This is a genomic window from Pseudomonas sp. LBUM1656, assembly GCF_059716065.1.
Genome location: NZ_CP166800.1, coordinates 1,847,896 through 1,863,176 on the forward strand (window position 1 = coordinate 1,847,896; position 15,281 = coordinate 1,863,176).

16 protein-coding genes are annotated in these 15,281 nt (G+C 59.7%); 10 read left to right on the top strand and 6 right to left on the bottom strand.

Annotation, left to right across the window (positions count from 1 at the left end):
- Positions 1–383 precede the first annotated feature (383 nt).
- From brnQ to ACA072_RS08220, 3 genes are all read left to right on the top strand, one after another.
- The gene (brnQ, locus tag ACA072_RS08210; RefSeq protein ID WP_497623918.1) at positions 384–1,697 is read left to right on the top strand and encodes a branched-chain amino acid transport system II carrier protein; all 1,314 of its coding nucleotides are present in this window, start codon (positions 384–386) and stop codon (positions 1,695–1,697) included.
- A gap of 261 nt (positions 1,698–1,958) precedes the next feature.
- Entirely contained in the window at positions 1,959–2,696 is a 738-nt protein-coding gene (locus ACA072_RS08215) for a DUF599 domain-containing protein (protein ID WP_461957848.1), read from the top strand.
- Positions 2,696–3,097: an MAPEG family protein gene (locus tag ACA072_RS08220; RefSeq protein WP_497623919.1), complete on the top strand. Its 402-nt coding sequence runs from the start codon at positions 2,696–2,698 to the stop codon at positions 3,095–3,097. The genes ACA072_RS08215 and ACA072_RS08220 overlap by 1 nt, the downstream gene beginning before the upstream one ends.
- Positions 3,098–3,164: 67 nt before the next feature.
- Here ACA072_RS08220 and ACA072_RS08225 read toward each other — a convergent pair whose 3' ends face one another.
- Positions 3,165–3,398, bottom strand: a complete 234-nt coding sequence (locus ACA072_RS08225; RefSeq protein WP_064679026.1) for a hypothetical protein — start codon at positions 3,396–3,398, stop codon at positions 3,165–3,167.
- Positions 3,399–3,555: 157 nt separating this feature from the next.
- Between ACA072_RS08225 and ACA072_RS08230 the strand changes: the two genes are divergently transcribed.
- The 4 genes from ACA072_RS08230 to ACA072_RS08245 all read left to right on the top strand — a co-directional run bounded on the left by ACA072_RS08230 (position 3,556) and on the right by ACA072_RS08245 (position 7,262).
- Positions 3,556–4,032, top strand: coding sequence for a PaaI family thioesterase (locus ACA072_RS08230; RefSeq protein ID WP_497623920.1), 477 nt, complete (start codon positions 3,556–3,558; stop codon positions 4,030–4,032).
- The gene (locus ACA072_RS08235) at positions 4,029–4,481 is read left to right on the top strand and encodes a PaaI family thioesterase (protein ID WP_497623921.1); all 453 of its coding nucleotides are present in this window, start codon (positions 4,029–4,031) and stop codon (positions 4,479–4,481) included. The genes ACA072_RS08230 and ACA072_RS08235 overlap by 4 nt, the downstream gene beginning before the upstream one ends.
- 81 nt (positions 4,482–4,562) lie before the next feature.
- The gene (gene htpG, locus ACA072_RS08240) at positions 4,563–6,467 is read left to right on the top strand and encodes a molecular chaperone HtpG (protein WP_497623922.1); all 1,905 of its coding nucleotides are present in this window, start codon (positions 4,563–4,565) and stop codon (positions 6,465–6,467) included.
- A 66-nt stretch (positions 6,468–6,533) separates the two neighbouring features.
- Complete coding sequence (locus tag ACA072_RS08245; protein ID WP_497623923.1) at positions 6,534–7,262, top strand: dienelactone hydrolase family protein; 729 nt, start codon at positions 6,534–6,536, stop codon at positions 7,260–7,262.
- 128 nt (positions 7,263–7,390) lie between these two features.
- Here the strand turns inward: ACA072_RS08245 and ACA072_RS08250 are convergent, their stop codons facing one another.
- Complete coding sequence (locus tag ACA072_RS08250; protein WP_497623924.1) at positions 7,391–8,251, bottom strand: pirin family protein; 861 nt, start codon at positions 8,249–8,251, stop codon at positions 7,391–7,393.
- A 61-nt stretch (positions 8,252–8,312) separates the two neighbouring features.
- Positions 8,313–8,729, bottom strand: a complete 417-nt coding sequence (locus tag ACA072_RS08255) for an OsmC family protein (protein ID WP_109628644.1) — start codon at positions 8,727–8,729, stop codon at positions 8,313–8,315.
- Between the two features lie 142 nt (positions 8,730–8,871).
- Between ACA072_RS08255 and ACA072_RS08260 the strand changes: the two genes are divergently transcribed.
- The 3 genes from ACA072_RS08260 to ACA072_RS08270 all read left to right on the top strand — a co-directional run bounded on the left by ACA072_RS08260 (position 8,872) and on the right by ACA072_RS08270 (position 12,582).
- Positions 8,872–9,882 carry an amidohydrolase family protein gene (locus ACA072_RS08260; RefSeq protein ID WP_497623925.1) on the top strand — a complete coding sequence of 337 codons (1,011 nt, stop codon included), beginning with the start codon at positions 8,872–8,874 and terminating at the stop codon, positions 9,880–9,882.
- Positions 9,883–10,030: 148 nt separating this feature from the next.
- Positions 10,031–11,407, top strand: coding sequence for a pyridoxal-phosphate dependent enzyme (locus tag ACA072_RS08265; RefSeq protein WP_403101004.1), 1,377 nt, complete (start codon positions 10,031–10,033; stop codon positions 11,405–11,407).
- Positions 11,404–12,582 (top strand): trans-sulfuration enzyme family protein, encoded by a 1,179-nt coding sequence (locus tag ACA072_RS08270; protein WP_497623926.1) that lies wholly within the window; start codon positions 11,404–11,406, stop codon positions 12,580–12,582. The genes ACA072_RS08265 and ACA072_RS08270 overlap by 4 nt, the downstream gene beginning before the upstream one ends.
- A gap of 65 nt (positions 12,583–12,647) precedes the next feature.
- On the opposite strand, the gene ACA072_RS08275 is transcribed toward ACA072_RS08270, so the two are convergent.
- Genes ACA072_RS08275 through purM form a run of 3 tightly spaced genes read right to left on the bottom strand, consistent with a single transcriptional unit; the run spans position 12,648 to position 15,078 of the window.
- Entirely contained in the window at positions 12,648–13,361 is a 714-nt protein-coding gene (locus ACA072_RS08275; protein ID WP_497623927.1) for a DUF3108 domain-containing protein, read from the bottom strand.
- An 8-nt stretch (positions 13,362–13,369) separates the two neighbouring features.
- Positions 13,370–14,020 (bottom strand): phosphoribosylglycinamide formyltransferase, encoded by a 651-nt coding sequence (gene purN, locus ACA072_RS08280; protein ID WP_497623928.1) that lies wholly within the window; start codon positions 14,018–14,020, stop codon positions 13,370–13,372.
- Positions 14,020–15,078: a phosphoribosylformylglycinamidine cyclo-ligase gene (gene purM / locus ACA072_RS08285; protein ID WP_010456810.1), complete on the bottom strand. Its 1,059-nt coding sequence runs from the start codon at positions 15,076–15,078 to the stop codon at positions 14,020–14,022. Before purM ends, purN begins: the two co-directional genes overlap by 1 nt.
- Positions 15,079–15,281 lie beyond the last annotated feature (203 nt).

Here is a 15,281-nt window from a genome sequence, read left to right on the forward strand (position 1 = left end):
CCTTCGGGTGGCCTTTGTCGTTTCCGGGTGATCATTCCCACGCTCTGCGTGGGAATGCCGCCGGGGACGCTCCGCGTTCCGCTTTTGAATGTGACGCAGAGCGTCACGGGATACATTCCCACGCAGAGCGTGGGAACGATCCCCCTGAGGTAGGTAAATTAGATATGTAAACGCGACACAGAAATGTCGTGTATCGGATAGATCGCCCCTTAACAGTGCGTTTGTCGGGCGAATTCGTTAGGCTAGCCGCCATTTTTGCGTTTGCGTCCCACAAGGAAGCGTCGCGCTAAACGGGTCAGTCCTATACGGACCGACAGCATTTCCCTCACCCACAAGGGAAATCCCTCTCTAAATTCCGATTCAGTAGTGTGGATATTTCCTTAATGAAAGTTTTGAAAGGTCAGGACATCCTGGCACTTGGTTTTATGACATTTGCCCTGTTCGTCGGGGCTGGCAACATCATCTTCCCGCCTATCGTCGGTTTGCAGTCCGGGCCTAATGTCTGGATGGCAGCGCTGGGCTTTCTGATCACCGCGGTCGGTCTGCCAGTGATCACCGTGATTGCGCTGGCCAAGGTCGGTGGTGCGATGGATGCGTTGAGCAGCCCGATCGGCAAAATCGCCGGTGGCCTGCTGGCCGCCGCGTGCTACCTCGCCGTGGGCCCGTTGTTCGCCACACCGCGCACCGCGACCGTGTCGTTCGAAGTCGGCCTGGCGCCGTTGACCGGCGAAAGCCCGTTGGCGCTGTTCCTCTACAGCTCGGTGTACTTCCTGCTGGTGTTCTTCATTTCGCTCTATCCGGGGCGTTTGCTGGATACCGTAGGACGTTTCCTCGCACCGCTGAAGATCATCGCCCTGGCCGCACTCGGCATTGCCGCGTTCGCGCTGCCGGCCGGCGACATCGGCGTGGCCACCCCGGAATACGTGGCGGCACCGTTCTCCCAAGGGTTCATCAATGGTTACCTGACCATGGATACCCTCGGCGCACTGGTGTTCGGCATCGTCATCGTCAACGCGATCCGCTCCCGTGGCGTCGAATCGCCGGTGCTGATCACCCGTTACGCGATCATTGCCGGTCTGATTGCCGGCGTGGGCCTGGCGCTGGTGTACGTCAGCCTGTTCCGTCTCGGTTCCGGCAGCCATGAAGTGGCGGCCGGTGCAACCAACGGCGCTGCGGTGTTGCACGCCTATGTTCAACACACCTTCGGTTCGTTGGGCAGCGGTTTCCTCGCGGTGCTGATCTCCCTGGCCTGTCTGGTCACGGCTGTCGGTCTGACCTGCGCCTGTGCTGAATACTTCAGCGGTGTGCTGCCGCTGTCCTACAAGACATTGGTCATCATCCTTGCCGCGTTCTCCCTGCTGGTGTCCAACCTGGGCCTCACCAATCTGATTGCGTTCTCGATCCCGGTGCTGACAGCGATTTACCCACCGTGCATCGCCCTGGTGGCGCTGAGCTTCTGCAAAGACTTCTGGCATGAACAGGGCCGTATCGTCGGCCCGGTGATGCTGGTGTCGTTCATCTTCGGCATGATCGATGCGCTCAAGGGCGCGGGTCTGGCGGACTGGATGCCGACTCAGCTGTCCCATCTGCCGCTGAGCGCGCAGGGCCTGGCGTGGCTCGTGCCGTCGGTCATGACCCTGGTGGTCGCGGTGGTGTGCGACCGTCTGCTGGGCAAGCGCGAAGAAGCGCTGGCTTAAGCGGCTTCGGCCCGTCACAAGCGGGTCATGAGCATCTACAGAAATGCCCCGTATCAATCGATGCGGGGCATTTTTTATGCGCGTGATGCGGTGTCTTTTTTTGTCAGCTAACGTCGAAGCACTGCAAATCCCCTGTGGGAGCGGGCTTGCTCGCGAAGGCGGTGGGTCAGTCGACATCAATGTTGAATGATAAGCCGTCTTCGCGAGCAAGCCCGCTCCCACAGGGGCCAGGTACACCGCATCTACATCACAAGGACCTGCATGTCGTTCATCCACGCCAACATCATCCACATCCTCGCCGCCGTCTGGTTTGTCATCTGCTGGGGCGGTTACACCCGGTATGCCTCGTGGAAAGGCCGCGACACCGCGTGCCTGGCCAGTGTGTTGCACTTGTACCGTGAAGACTGGATGCGCCGCATGCTGCTCCGCGACAACCGCATCGCCGACGCCAGCGTGGTCGGCAACCTGGAGCGCAACGCCTCGTTCTTTGCTTCCAGCACACTGATTATCCTGGCCGGTATTCTGACGGTGCTCGGCGCGTCCGAACGGGCCGTGTCGTTGCTGGCGGATATTCCGATGGTGCAACAGGCGTCCCAAGGCATGTCCGAGATCAAGTTGCTGTGCCTGGCGCTGGTGTTTGTGTATGCGTTTTTCACGTTCAGCTGGTGCATGCGCCAGTACAACTTCGCCGCCATCTTGATCGGATCGGCGCCAATGATTGGCGAGCGCCACGTGTCCGAACAAGAGCGCAAAGCCTTTGCGGCCCGCGCGGCCCGGGTCATCTCCATGGCCGCCAACCAGTTCAACTTTGGCCTGCGTTCTTACTACTTCGGCATGACCATGCTGGCCTGGTTCGTCAGCCCGTGGCTGTTCATGTTGATGAGTGCCGGTGTGGTGCTGGTGTTGTATCGCCGGGAGTTTCATTCCGACGTTCTCGATGTGATGGTCTATACCCCTACAGAGGCACCATTGCCCGAAGCCAACAAAGAGGCCGCTTGATGAGTATTCCGTTCTGGTGTGTGTTTATCAGCGCATTGCTGATTTACGTCGCTCGCATGCCTGTTGCCAAAGCGATGAAAGAGCAGGGCGGTTACAACAATCACTTACCGCGTCAGCAACAAGCACAACTGACCGGCTTCGGCGCCCGTGCGGTGGCAGCGCATCAAAACTGCTTCGAGGCGTTCCTATTATTTGCGGTGGGGGTGTTGATGGCGCACACCACGCAAACGGCGGGGTGGCTGATCGACTCGCTGGCAATCATCTTTGTGATTACCCGGATCATTTATTTACTGTGCTATTGGGCCGATCTTGCCTGGCAACGCAGTCTGGTGTGGTTCATCGGATTAGTGTGTTGTTTGCTGCTGATGATTAGTCCGACTTTTAGAACTATTTTGCTCTAACGGGCTGAATGACAGGCAAAAGAAAACCCGCACTTGGCGGGTTTTCTTTATCACGCTAAAAACTGTTTTAGTTTTTAGGTGCTTCTTTTGCTGCAGCTTCGTTCGATTCGGCCTGAGCTTTGGCAGCTTCGGCGTTTTCTTTCGCAGCGTCGTTCACTTTATCCTGAGCTTTGTTCATGTCTTGCTGAGCTTGCTCGGCATGTTGGTTAGCATCTTGAGCTTTGTCCTCGGATTTTTTATCGCAGGCAGCGAGACCGAGGGAAGCGGTCAACATCAAGGCAATAGCTAAAGTCTTACGCATGGGGTGTATCTCCTTATGGAAAATATCTACTGGCCTTTCGAGCACAGCCATCAGGGTTAAGTTCCTCAATTCGTTCAGATATATAAGATTGTTCCCACGGGAACTTTTACGAATACGCTGAATACGATCTCCGAATACTAAGAAGAGTGTTTATCACATGGCCGAAAACCCCGTTTTTGAGCGCGCGACGCGATTTCTTTCAGCGCTCAGGCATTGTCAGGTACTGGGTTTGCGCGTTCACAGCGCCAGTAGCGACGGACTGACGGTCATCTTGCCGTACAGCCCGCAAATCGTCGGCAATCCGCAGACCGGGGTGATCCATGGTGGGGCGCTAACGTCCCTGATGGACACCGCGTGCGGCATGTCGACCCTCTGCGTCCTGCCCGAATTTGAAGTCTGTCCGACCCTCGATTTGCGCATCGACTACATGCACGCTGCCGAGCCTCACAAGGACGTCTACGGTTTCGCCCAATGTTACCGGGTGACCACCGACGTGATCTTCGCTCGAGGCTTTGCCTACCAGGACGATCCGGAGCAGCCCATCGCCCATGTCGTCGGCACCTTCATGCGCATGGGCAAGGCCGTCAAAGGCACCAAGGGTATTGGCGGTGCGATCGCCGGAGGCGCGAAATGACTGACACTTTCAAGGAACAACTTCAGCAGGCCCATGAGCTGGGGGACTACGCCTCGCTGCTGCATTTGCTTCCCTACGCCAAACTGATCGGCATCGAGTGTTCCCGTGTCGGGGATGAATTGCTGTTTCGCCTGCCGGCCAACAAGGACAACATTGGTAACCCTTTACTGCCCGCCATCCATGGTGGGGTGATCGCCGGGTTCATGGAGCTGTCCGCAGCGCTGCACCTGCTGATTTTCACCGGTTCACCCGGTGTGCCGAAGATCATCGACTTCTCCCTCGACTACCTGCGAGCGGGGCAGTTTCGCGACACCTGGGCCAAATGTCAGGTCTGCCGCCAGGGCCGACGCGTGGCAAACGTGGCGATTACGGCCTGGCAAACCACCGAAGCCGAACCGATTGCCACGGCTCGCGGTCATTTCAAAATTGAAGAGCCCTTGAAATCCTGAACTCAGCCCCAAACTCTGATGACAACCCGCCGTCGACCCTGAAGGTCACGGCCACTGCCATCTGATTGGAGTTTGATGACCATGAGTGTGGAAACTCAAAAGGAAACCCTGGGCTTCCAGACCGAGGTGAAGCAACTGCTGCACCTCATGATCCATTCGCTGTATTCCAACAAGGAAATTTTCCTTCGCGAATTGATCTCGAACGCCTCTGACGCTGTCGACAAATTACGTTTCGAAGCCCTGTCCAAGCCTGAACTGCTGGAAGGTGGCGCCGAACTGAAAATCCGTGTGAGCTTCGACAAGGACGCCAAAACCGTCACCCTCGAAGACAACGGCATCGGCATGAGCCGTGAAGACGCGATCACCCATCTGGGTACCATCGCCAAATCCGGTACTGCCGACTTCATGAAACACCTGTCCGGCGATCAGAAGAAAGATTCGCACCTGATCGGTCAGTTCGGTGTCGGCTTCTACTCGGCCTTCATCGTTGCCGATAAAGTTGACGTGTTCAGCCGTCGTGCCGGTGCTGCTGCCAGCGAAGGCGTGCACTGGTCGTCCAAGGGTGAAGGCGACTTTGAAGTTGCCACCGTTGAGAAAGCCGAGCGCGGCACCCGTATCGTCTTGCACCTGAAGTCCGGTGAAGACGAATTCGCCGATGGCTGGCGTCTGCGCAACATCATCAAGAAGTACTCCGACCACATCGCTTTGCCGATCGAGTTGCCGAAAGAAGTGGCAGCCGTCGAAGGCGAAGAGAAGCCGGCCGTTGAATGGGAAACCGTCAACCGCGCCAGCGCCCTGTGGACCCGTCCTCGCACCGAGATCAAGGACGAGGAATACCAGGAGTTCTACAAACACATCGCTCACGATTTCGAGAATCCGCTGAGCTGGAGCCACAACAAGGTCGAAGGCAAGCTTGAATACAGCTCGCTGCTGTACGTGCCGACCCGTGCTCCGTTCGACCTGTACCAGCGTGAAGCGCCGAAAGGCCTGAAGCTGTACGTACAACGCGTATTCGTCATGGACCAGGCCGAGTCGTTCCTGCCGCTGTACCTGCGCTTCATCAAAGGCGTGGTCGATTCCAATGACCTGTCGCTGAACGTGTCGCGGGAAATCCTGCAGAAAGACCCGATCATCGACTCCATGAAGTCGGCACTGACCAAGCGCGTTCTGGACATGCTGGAAAAACTGGCGAAGAACGAGCCTGAGCAATACAAGGGCTTCTGGAAAAACTTCGGCCAGGTCATGAAAGAAGGCCCGGCAGAAGACTTCGCCAACAAAGAGAAAATCGCTGGCCTGCTGCGTTTCGCATCGACCAACGGTGATGAAGGCGAGCAAGTGGTCGGTCTGACCGAGTACCTGGCACGCGCCAAGGAAGGTCAGGACAAGATCTACTACCTGACCGGCGAAACCTACGCGCAAGTCAAAAACAGCCCGCACCTGGAAGTCTTCCGCAAGAAAGGCATCGAAGTGCTGCTGCTGACCGACCGCATCGACGAGTGGCTGATGAGCTACCTCAGCGACTTCGACGGCAAGAGCTTTGTCGACGTGGCGCGCGGTGACCTGGACCTGGGCAACCTGGACTCGGAAGAAGACAAGAAAGCCGCGGAAGAAGTCGCCAAGTCCAAAGAAGGCCTGGTTGAGCGTCTGAAAACTGCTTTGGGCGACTCTGTTGCCGAAGTGCGGGTTTCTCACCGTCTGACCGATTCCCCGGCGATTCTGGCCATTGGCGAGCAGGACCTGGGCATGCAGATGCGTCAGATCCTCGAAGCCAGCGGTCAGAAGGTTCCGGATTCGAAGCCGATCTTCGAATTCAACCCGGCTCACCCGCTGATCGAGAAGCTCGACAACGAGCAGAGCGACGAACGCTTCGGCGACCTGTCGCACATCCTCTTCGATCAGGCGGCCCTGGCCGCCGGCGATAGCTTGAAAGACCCGGCCGCGTATGTGCGCCGCCTCAACAAGCTGCTGGTTGAACTGTCGGTTTAACTGAGTTGTACAAAAACCCGCTTCGGCGGGTTTTTTCATTCTGGTGTCTTTTGCTGGGAGTTAGTCATGAGCCAAATCACTGTTCGTTCCGTCGCTTATCAGATTGATGGCCAGTCTTATGAAAGCCGTTTGGCGTTCGATGCCGGCCACAAAGGCCCACGACCCGGTCTGTTGTTGGCGCCAAACTGGATGGGCGTCAGTGCCGGTGCCGAGGAAATTGCGAAGTCGGTGGCGGCCAAGGGTTATGTGGTGTTGATCGCGGACCTGTACGGTCAGTCGGTACGTCCGCAGAACGCCGACGAGGCGGGCGCAGCGATGATGCCGCTGAAGAACGACCGCGTTTTGCTGCGCAAGCGCATGCAGGCGGCATTCGAACAGTTGCAAGTACAGGGTGAGGCTGCGGTCGATACCTCGAAGCTGGCAACCTTCGGTTTCTGCTTCGGTGGTTGCTGTGCGCTGGAACTGGCCCGCACGGGCGCGTCGGTAAAAGCGGCGGTGTCGTTCCATGGCACGCTGGATACGCCGAACGTCAACGATGCGAAAAACATCAAGGGCTCGGTGCTGGTGCTGCACGGCGCATCCGACCCCTTGGTGCCGAAAGAGCAATTGCCAGCGTTTGAAGAGGAAATGAATGCGGCGGGCGTGGATTGGCAACTGCTGAGCTACGGCGGCGCGGTGCATTCGTTTACTGACCCGCATGCGAATGTGCCGGGCAAGATGATGTATGACGCGAAGACGGCGGGGCGTGCGTTTGCCTCGATGCACAATTTGCTGGATGAAGTGTTTAGCGGCTGATGTCGTTCCCTGACATTGTTGGTGTCAGGGCTGGCCTCATCGCGAGCAGGCTCGCTCCCACATTTGGAATGCATTCCCCTGTGGGAGCGAGCCTGCTCGCGATGGCGGCCTGACTAACGCCAGATGGCCTAAGGCAGTTCGATCCGCTCAACCTCCCCTGGCACCGTCGGCCAATCCCCAGCCGCCCAGCGTCGCCGCGCTTCATCGATCGCCGCCGGGTCGCTCGCCACAAAATTCCAGTTGATCCGTCGCGGCCCGTCCAGCGGTGCCCCACCAAACAGTACCGCATGACAGTCGCTCTCGGCGAATAACGTCAGCTCCTCTCCGGCCGGCAACACCACCAGTGCATGCGGCTCCAGCAGTTCGCCATCCAGCTGTACGTCGCCGCTGAGCACATACAGCGCCCGTTCTTCATGCTCGGTGGGAATCAGCAGCGTGGTCGCCGTTTGCAGGTTCAATTCCGCATACAACGTAGGAGAAAGCACCGGAACCGGCGATTCCAGGCAAAAGCCTGACCCGGCAATCATCCGGATCTTCACGCCAAGGTTATCGCTGACCGGCAACGTCGCCGCCGGGTGATGGCTGTAGTGGCCCGGCCCCTGTTCATGCTCCTTGGGTGATGCCAGCCAAATCTGCAAACCGTGCATCGTGAAGCCGCTTTCCTTCAAGGCTTCAGGAGTACGTTCAACGTGAGCAATCGCACTGCCCGCGGTCATCCAGCTGACATCGCCAGCCTCCACCACCTGATCGGAACCCAGGCTGTCCTTGTGCTGGATTTTTCCTTGGAACAGATAGGTGAGGGTGGACAGACCAATGTGCGGGTGCTGACGGATGTTCATGCCTTTACCCGCCGGATAACGGGTTTCGAGCATGTGGTCAAAAAACACGAAAGGCCCGACGCTGCGGCATTTGGCCGACGGCAGCGGGCGCAGAATCGGTTGGCCCTCGACATCTTCGGCGCGAGGGCGGATCACGAGCGGAGTGTTCATGGTGCATTCCAGGCTGAGCGGGTGACGCGTGGAGCATAACCCGCTTGTGCAGCCCTTGCCGCTATTGGCTGAAGGCACCTTCGGACAGATGGGTTTCGATGCTGACTTCAGAGCTGGTCATCAGCTTGTGCACCGGGCAACGGTCGGCCACGCGGTGCAGCTCGTCGCGCTGGGCGTCGGTGAGCACACCCTTGAGGGTCAGTTTGACGTGCAAGGCATATTTGCCTTTCTGCTCTTCGCTGTTGTCACGTTTGACCTCGACTGTGACGCCGGTCAGCGGAATATCCTTCTTCTTCGCGTACATCTTCAGCGTCAGGGCCTTGCAGGCGCCCAGGGCCGCGTCGAAGTAGTCGTGTGGCTCAGGGGCCGTGCCTTCGCCGCCAGACGTGGTCGGTACATCGGCAAAGAGTTCGTGGTCGTCGATCTGGACGCTGTGACGAAAACCTTCGGCGGAAACGGTATTGACGGTAACGGTCATGAGAAGCCTCCCAGGCTAAAAAGTCATTCGATCAAAAAAGACCTTGAAGGTATAGAGCATTCCTACTGTTGCGCGTTCCACTTTCTTACAGGCTGAACCGCCTCTAATGTGCGGAGGTCTACGTTTTTCCTGCCCCCGGAGAATGCCCGTGCCCTTGTTCCGTTTGAGCCTTGCCTGTTTGCTGGCGCTGTCCAGTGCTGATGCCGATGCACGCGAATACGTCTACAGCGATGCGCACCTGCACTACGTGGACTTTTTCCAGGAGACAGCCGGCATGCCGAAACTGCTCAAGGCCATGGACGACAATGCCATTGAGCATGTGATGATTTCCGGCATCCCGGTGGCGAAGAAGTGGCACGAAGACGAACCGAAGCGTCCGCGCTATTACGCCGGTGATGACGCCGATGCCTATTGGTACAGCGCAACGGATGTGATCGTCGCGGCGGCGGTGAACAAACTGACGCCCGAGCAGCGTCAGCGTTTTCACCCGTTCCTGTCGGGCTTCAATCCCAACGACAAAAACTCCGCGGCGCATATCCAGCGCATGCTCGACCTCAATCCGGGGTTGTGGCAGGGGATCGGCGAAGTGTTTACCCGGCACGATGACCTGACCGCGCTGACCTCCGGCGACACGCCACGGGCCAACAACGAAGCGATGACGCGGATCTATCACCTCGCGGCCGAGAACGACTTGCCGGTGATGCTGCACTCCAACATCACCTCCAAGCGTGAGAAAAATCCGCTGTACCTGTCAGAAGTCGAGGAGCCGCTGCGTAATCACCCGCACACGCGATTCATTTGGGCTCACGCGGGCACCAGTGCCGAGATCCATCGGCACCAGACCCAGATGGATTTTCTGTCGCCGACCCTGAGCCGAATGCTCGAGGCTTACCCCAATCTGTACATCGACCTGTCCTGGAGCATGCTGACGCCTTACCTGGTGGATGCGCAGGGCCAACCCTCGCAAGCCTGGCTGAAACTGGTGGAGCGCTTCCCGGATCGCTTCATGCTCGGCTCCGATGTGGTGGGACGTTTCAACAAGCTGGGTAAGGAAATGCGTAGCTTCGATCCGTTTCTCGACGCCTTGCCTGAGCCGGTGGCGAAAAAAGTCGCACGGGACAATTTCCTGTCGATTCTGCCGCGCAACCGTTAAAGCGCCAGGCGACCGATTGGCTGCGGATGGTTGCGGATGGTGCAATCCCTGCCTATGTTCCAAGCGAGGCATTCCTGGCGACTGGCGCGCGATGACTCGCCGCAAGTCGCTGTCCATCCAGTGCGGATTCTCGCAGCGAGGTAACGACATGCCAAACGACTCCCGCCCTGCCGTGCTTGAACTGATCGGCAATACGCCGCTGGTGCGCGTCAGCCGCTTCGATACCGGCCCGTGCACCCTTTTTCTCAAACTCGAATCGCAGAACCCTGGCGGTTCGATCAAGGATCGCATCGGACTGGCGATGATCGACGCCGCCGAACGCGATGGCCGTCTGCAACCCGGCGGCACCATCGTCGAGGCCACCGCCGGCAACACCGGCCTGGGCCTGGCCCTGGTCGGCCGTGCCAAAGGCTATCGAGTGGTGCTGGTGGTACCGGACAAAATGTCCACCGAGAAGGTTTTGCACTTGAAGGCCATGGGCGCCGAGGTGCACATCACCCGCTCCGACGTCGGCAAGGGCCATCCCGATTATTACCAGGACGTCGCTGCGCGGCTGGCGCAGGAAATTCCCGATGCCTTCTTCGCCGATCAATTCAACAACCCGGCCAACCCGCTGGCCCACGAGTGCAGCACCGCGCCGGAGATCTGGGCGCAGACCCAGCATGACCTGGACGCCATCGTCGTCGGCGTCGGTTCGGCCGGCACGCTGACCGGGCTGACCCGCTTCTTCCAGCGCGTGCAGCCGAACCTGGAAATGGTGCTGGCCGACCCGGTCGGCTCGGTGATGGCCGAGTACAGCCGCAGTGGCACCCTCGGCAAGGCCGGTTCCTGGGCGGTGGAAGGCATCGGTGAAGACTTCATTCCGTCGATTGCCGACCTTTCCAGCGTGCGCCACGCCTATTCGATCAGCGACGAGGAAAGCTTCGATCATGCCCGCCAGTTGCTGCGCGCCGAAGGCATTCTTGGCGGTTCCTCGACCGGCACATTACTGGCAGCGGCCCTGCGTTACTGCCGCGAGCAGACCGAGCCGAAGCGGGTGGTCAGCTTCGTCTGCGACACCGGCACCCGCTACCTGTCGAAGGTCTACAACGATCAGTGGATGAACGATCAGGGTCTGCTGCAATACAAGCGCTACGGCGATCTGCGCGACCTGATCGCGCGGCGCTTCGAGGACGGTCGCGTGATCAGCGTCGGCCCCGACGACACGCTGCTCACGGCCTTCCAGCGCATGCGCCTGGCGGATGTGTCACAACTGCCGGTCCTGGCGGACGGAAAGCGGCTGATCGGCGTGATCGACGAGTCCGATATTCTGCTGGGCGTGCACCAGGACGCTTCGCACTTGCGCATGCCCGTGGCCAGCGCGATGACGGACAAGTTGCAAACCCTGCCGGCTGACGCCAGTCTGGCCGAGTTGCAGGCGGAGCTCGATCGCGGGCTGGTGGCAATCATCGCCGATGCCTCGGGCTTCCACGGTTTGATTACACGAGTCGACATGCTTAATCACTTACGGAGATCCCTTTCATGAGTCAGCACGATGAATCCGGCGCGCCACGCGCCTTCGGCACCCGTGTGATCCATGCCGGACAGACGCCGGATCCTTCCACCGGGGCGCTGATGCCGCCGATTTATGCCAACTCCACCTATTTGCAACAGAGCCCCGGTGTACACAAGGGCTTCGACTACGGGCGCTCGCACAACCCGACGCGCTTTGCGCTGGAACGTTGCGTGGCCGACCTTGAGGGCGGAACCCGGGCGTTCGCCTTCGCCTCCGGGCTGGCGGCGATTTCCACCGTGCTGGAGCTGCTCGACGCCAACGCGCACATCGTCTCTGGCAACGACCTGTACGGCGGCACGTTCCGACTGTTCGACAAGGTGCGTCAGCGCAGTGCCGGGCATCGCTTCAGCTACGTCGACTTGACCGACCTGGCGGCCTTCGAGGCTGCGTTGCAGGACGACACGCGGATGGTCTGTGTCGAGACGCCGAGTAATCCTTTGCTGCGCCTGTCTGATCTCGCCGCCATAGCGCGCATCTGCCGCGAGCGAGGCATCCTCTGTGTCGCCGACAACACTTTTGCGAGCCCGTGGATACAGCGTCCACTGGAGCTGGGTTTCGATATCGTGGTGCACTCGACGACCAAGTACCTGAACGGCCACTCCGACGTGATCGGTGGCATCGCGGTGGTCGGTCAGAACGCCGAACTGGCCGAGCGCCTGGGCTTCCTGCAAAACGCGGTGGGCGCCATCGCCGGGCCGTTTGACGCGTTCCTCACCCTGCGTGGGGTGAAGACCCTGGCGTTGCGCATGGAGCGCCATTGCAGCAACGCGCTGGAGCTGGCGCAATGGCTGGAGCGTCAGCCGCAGGTGGCGCGCGTTTACTATCCGGGCCTGCCGTCGCACCCGCAGCACGAATTGGCACGCCAGCAGATGCGAGGATTCGGCGGGATGATTTCCCTCGACCTGAACAGCGACCTGGCCGGCGCCAGACGCTTCCTCGAAAGTGTGCAGATCTTCGCCCTGGCCGAGAGCCTGGGCGGGGTGGAAAGCCTGATCGAGCACCCGGCAATCATGACCCACGCCACCATCCCGGCAGACACCCGCGCGCAACTCGGCATTGGCGATGCGCTGGTGCGTTTGTCCGTGGGGGTCGAGGATGTCGAAGACCTGCGCGCCGACCTGGCCCAGGCGCTGGCGCGGATTTAACTTTCAGCAGGCATAAAAAAAATCCGGAATCCTTGTCGGATTCCGGATCCTTCTGTCGATCCGGATCAGCTGCCTTTGACAGTCTTGCCGTTGACCTTGCCGTCGAGAAGCATGATGTTGTACTCCTTGCCGTCGGTTTCGACCTGTTGCAGACGGACCAGCAGGTAATCCCAGTCCTTGGCGAACCACAGCACGGTGATGCGCTTGCTTTGTGTCGGGTCGCGCACGCGCTCGACCTTGATCGCATCGATCTGACCGGCCTTGGTGTCGACTTTTTCCGAACCCAGCACGCGGAAGTCATAGGTATCGACTTCGCCATCGTCAACAACCTGATAGCTCATGCTTTTCTTGCCGGCGGCCACGTCGTGCTGCAGGGCCAGCTGGTAGGTGGATTTGTCGACCATGCCGCGATTGAGCGGGATCTTGACCGCGTCACCGCGATCGGTGCCGGTGACCATTTTGTTGGTCCAGTCGAAGTCCAGGTCCGCTTTCTTGGCTTTACCCAGACCGCCACGTTCGAAGTGATAGGACTGTGGCAGCAAGGTGTCCTTGTCCACGGTCAGGGTGCTTTCTTCAGACAGGCTGGCGATCATCATCGAGGCCTTGAAGCTGAGCTTCCAGACACCGTTGGCTTCCTTGGTCAGGCTGCGCTCGGCCGTGCCGCTCATGGGCAGCTGTTTCCAGTCGGCGGTGTAGCTGGCGGAGAAAGGTTGAAGTTCTGCAGCCTGCGCGAAAGGCAGGGCAAACAGAGCGCAAGCGAAGAGCAGGGCGCGACGCATAAAATCTCCTAGTTTCGAATCAAGTGGCCGCTGGCCGCGAGTAGCTTTCCATCCAGTAAAGCACCTTGCTCGCCGAGCGATAAACGACCCTCGGCAAACCAGCGAACGGCCATCGGGTAGATCAGGTGTTCCTGAGTGTGGACCCGCTGCGCCAGACTCTGCGGCGAATCGTGCAACTCTACCGGTATTACTGCCTGTACGACCAGTGGTCCGCCATCGAGTTCCTCGGTGACGAAGTGCACGGAGCAGCCGTGTTCCGTGTCGCCGGCTTCCAGCGCGCGCTGATGAGTGTGTAACCCTTTGTATTTGGGCAGCAGCGAAGGATGGATGTTAAGCAGGCGACCCGCGTAGTGGCGCACGAAGTCAGCGCTGAGAATGCGCATGAAACCGGCCAGTACCACGAGTTTGGGGTTGAAGGCGTCGATCAGCTCGATCAGCGCGGCGTCGAAGGCTTCGCGGCCTTCGAACGCCTTGTGATCCAGGGAGCGGGTGTCGATACCCGCGTCCCTGGCGCGTTGCAGGCCGTAAGCGTCGGCGCGGTTGGAAATCACCGCGGCGATGCGGACCGGGCTGTCGCCGGTCCGCGTGCTGTCGATCAAGGCCTGCAAGTTACTGCCGGTGCCGGACAACAGCACCACCACATCACAGGTCTGGGACATCAATGAGCCTTGAGGTTCTTCAGTTCAACCTGGGCTGCGCCTTCGGCAGCGGTGGCGATCTGACCGATGACCCAAGGCTGCTCGCCGGCTTCACGCAGGACATTCAGCGCAGTTTCAACGTGCTCTTGAGCCACGCAGATAACCATGCCGACGCCGCAGTTCAGCACGCGGTGCATCTCGTTTTCGTCGACGTTGCCTTTCTCTTGCAGCCAGTCGAACACGGCAGGACGGGTCCAGCTCGCCACGTCAACCACCGCTTGGGCGCCTTTTGGCAGAACGCGCGGGATGTTGTCCAGCAGGCCGCCACCGGTGATGTGGGCCATGGCCTTGACGGCACCGGTGTCCTTGATCAGCTTGAGCAGCGGCTTCACGTAGATGCGGGTCGGGGCCATCAGCAGGTCGGTCAGCGGTTTGCCGTCGAGCTGGATGTTTTCGATGTCGGCACCGGACACTTCGATGATCTTGCGGATCAGCGAGTAGCCGTTGGAGTGCGGACCGGAAGACGGCAGGGCGAGCAGGGCATCGCCGGCAGCGACTTTCGAACCGTCGATGATTTCGGATTTTTCCACGACGCCGACGCAGAAGCCGGCCAGGTCGTAGTCTTCGCCTTCGTACATGCCTGGCATTTCAGCGGTTTCGCCGCCAACCAGGGAGCAGCCGGACAATTCACAGCCAGCGCCGATGCCGGTCACGACCTGGGTCGCGGTTTCGACGTTGAGCTTGCCGGTGGCGTAGTAGTCGAGGAAGAACAGTGGCTCGGCGCCGCAGACCACCAGGTCGTTCACGCACATGGCCACCAGATCGATGCCGATGCTGTCGTGCTTGTTCAGGTTCAGTGCCAGGCGCAGCTTGGTGCCCACGCCGTCGGTGCCGGAAACCAGTACAGGCTGCTTGTAGCCGGCCGGGATTTCGCAGAGGGCGCCGAAACCGCCCAGGCCGCCCATGACTTCCGGGCGCGCAGTGCGCTTGGCGACGCTCTTGATGCGTTCGACCAATGCTTCACCGGCGTCGATGTCTACACCGGCGTCCTTGTAGCTCAGGGAGGGTTGCTTGCTCATGATCCAGGCCTTTAGGGGGGGATTCAGGGGTAACGACCGAGTCCAGTGGGACCGCCGAAACAGACGAAGGCGAGTGCCGTCCGCGAATTTCAGGGTGCCCGGCTGTTGCCGGTCTGCGAAGGCGCGCGATTTTATCAGGCTTGAGGGGCAGCGGCCATCCTCACGCCGACGGCAGGGGCATATCGGCCGAAAAAAACCGTTAT

Coding starts and splice junctions, on each gene's coding strand:
- purM (WP_010456810.1), bottom strand. CDS start 15,078: ATGAGCAAGCAACCCTCCCTGAGCTACAAGGACGCCGGTGTAGACATC.
- htpG (WP_497623922.1), top strand. CDS start 4,563: ATGAGTGTGGAAACTCAAAAGGAAACCCTGGGCTTCCAGACCGAGGTG.
- ACA072_RS08270 (WP_497623926.1), top strand. CDS start 11,404: ATGAGTCAGCACGATGAATCCGGCGCGCCACGCGCCTTCGGCACCCGT.
- ACA072_RS08250 (WP_497623924.1), bottom strand. CDS start 8,251: ATGAACACTCCGCTCGTGATCCGCCCTCGCGCCGAAGATGTCGAGGGC.
- ACA072_RS08220 (WP_497623919.1), top strand. CDS start 2,696: ATGAGTATTCCGTTCTGGTGTGTGTTTATCAGCGCATTGCTGATTTAC.
- ACA072_RS08260 (WP_497623925.1), top strand. CDS start 8,872: ATGCCCGTGCCCTTGTTCCGTTTGAGCCTTGCCTGTTTGCTGGCGCTG.
- ACA072_RS08215 (WP_461957848.1), top strand. CDS start 1,959: ATGTCGTTCATCCACGCCAACATCATCCACATCCTCGCCGCCGTCTGG.
- ACA072_RS08245 (WP_497623923.1), top strand. CDS start 6,534: ATGAGCCAAATCACTGTTCGTTCCGTCGCTTATCAGATTGATGGCCAG.
- ACA072_RS08230 (WP_497623920.1), top strand. CDS start 3,556: ATGGCCGAAAACCCCGTTTTTGAGCGCGCGACGCGATTTCTTTCAGCG.
- ACA072_RS08255 (WP_109628644.1), bottom strand. CDS start 8,729: ATGACCGTTACCGTCAATACCGTTTCCGCCGAAGGTTTTCGTCACAGC.
- purN (WP_497623928.1), bottom strand. CDS start 14,020: ATGTCCCAGACCTGTGATGTGGTGGTGCTGTTGTCCGGCACCGGCAGT.
- ACA072_RS08275 (WP_497623927.1), bottom strand. CDS start 13,361: ATGCGTCGCGCCCTGCTCTTCGCTTGCGCTCTGTTTGCCCTGCCTTTC.
- ACA072_RS08225 (WP_064679026.1), bottom strand. CDS start 3,398: ATGCGTAAGACTTTAGCTATTGCCTTGATGTTGACCGCTTCCCTCGGT.
- ACA072_RS08265 (WP_403101004.1), top strand. CDS start 10,031: ATGCCAAACGACTCCCGCCCTGCCGTGCTTGAACTGATCGGCAATACG.
- ACA072_RS08235 (WP_497623921.1), top strand. CDS start 4,029: ATGACTGACACTTTCAAGGAACAACTTCAGCAGGCCCATGAGCTGGGG.
- brnQ (WP_497623918.1), top strand. CDS start 384: ATGAAAGTTTTGAAAGGTCAGGACATCCTGGCACTTGGTTTTATGACA.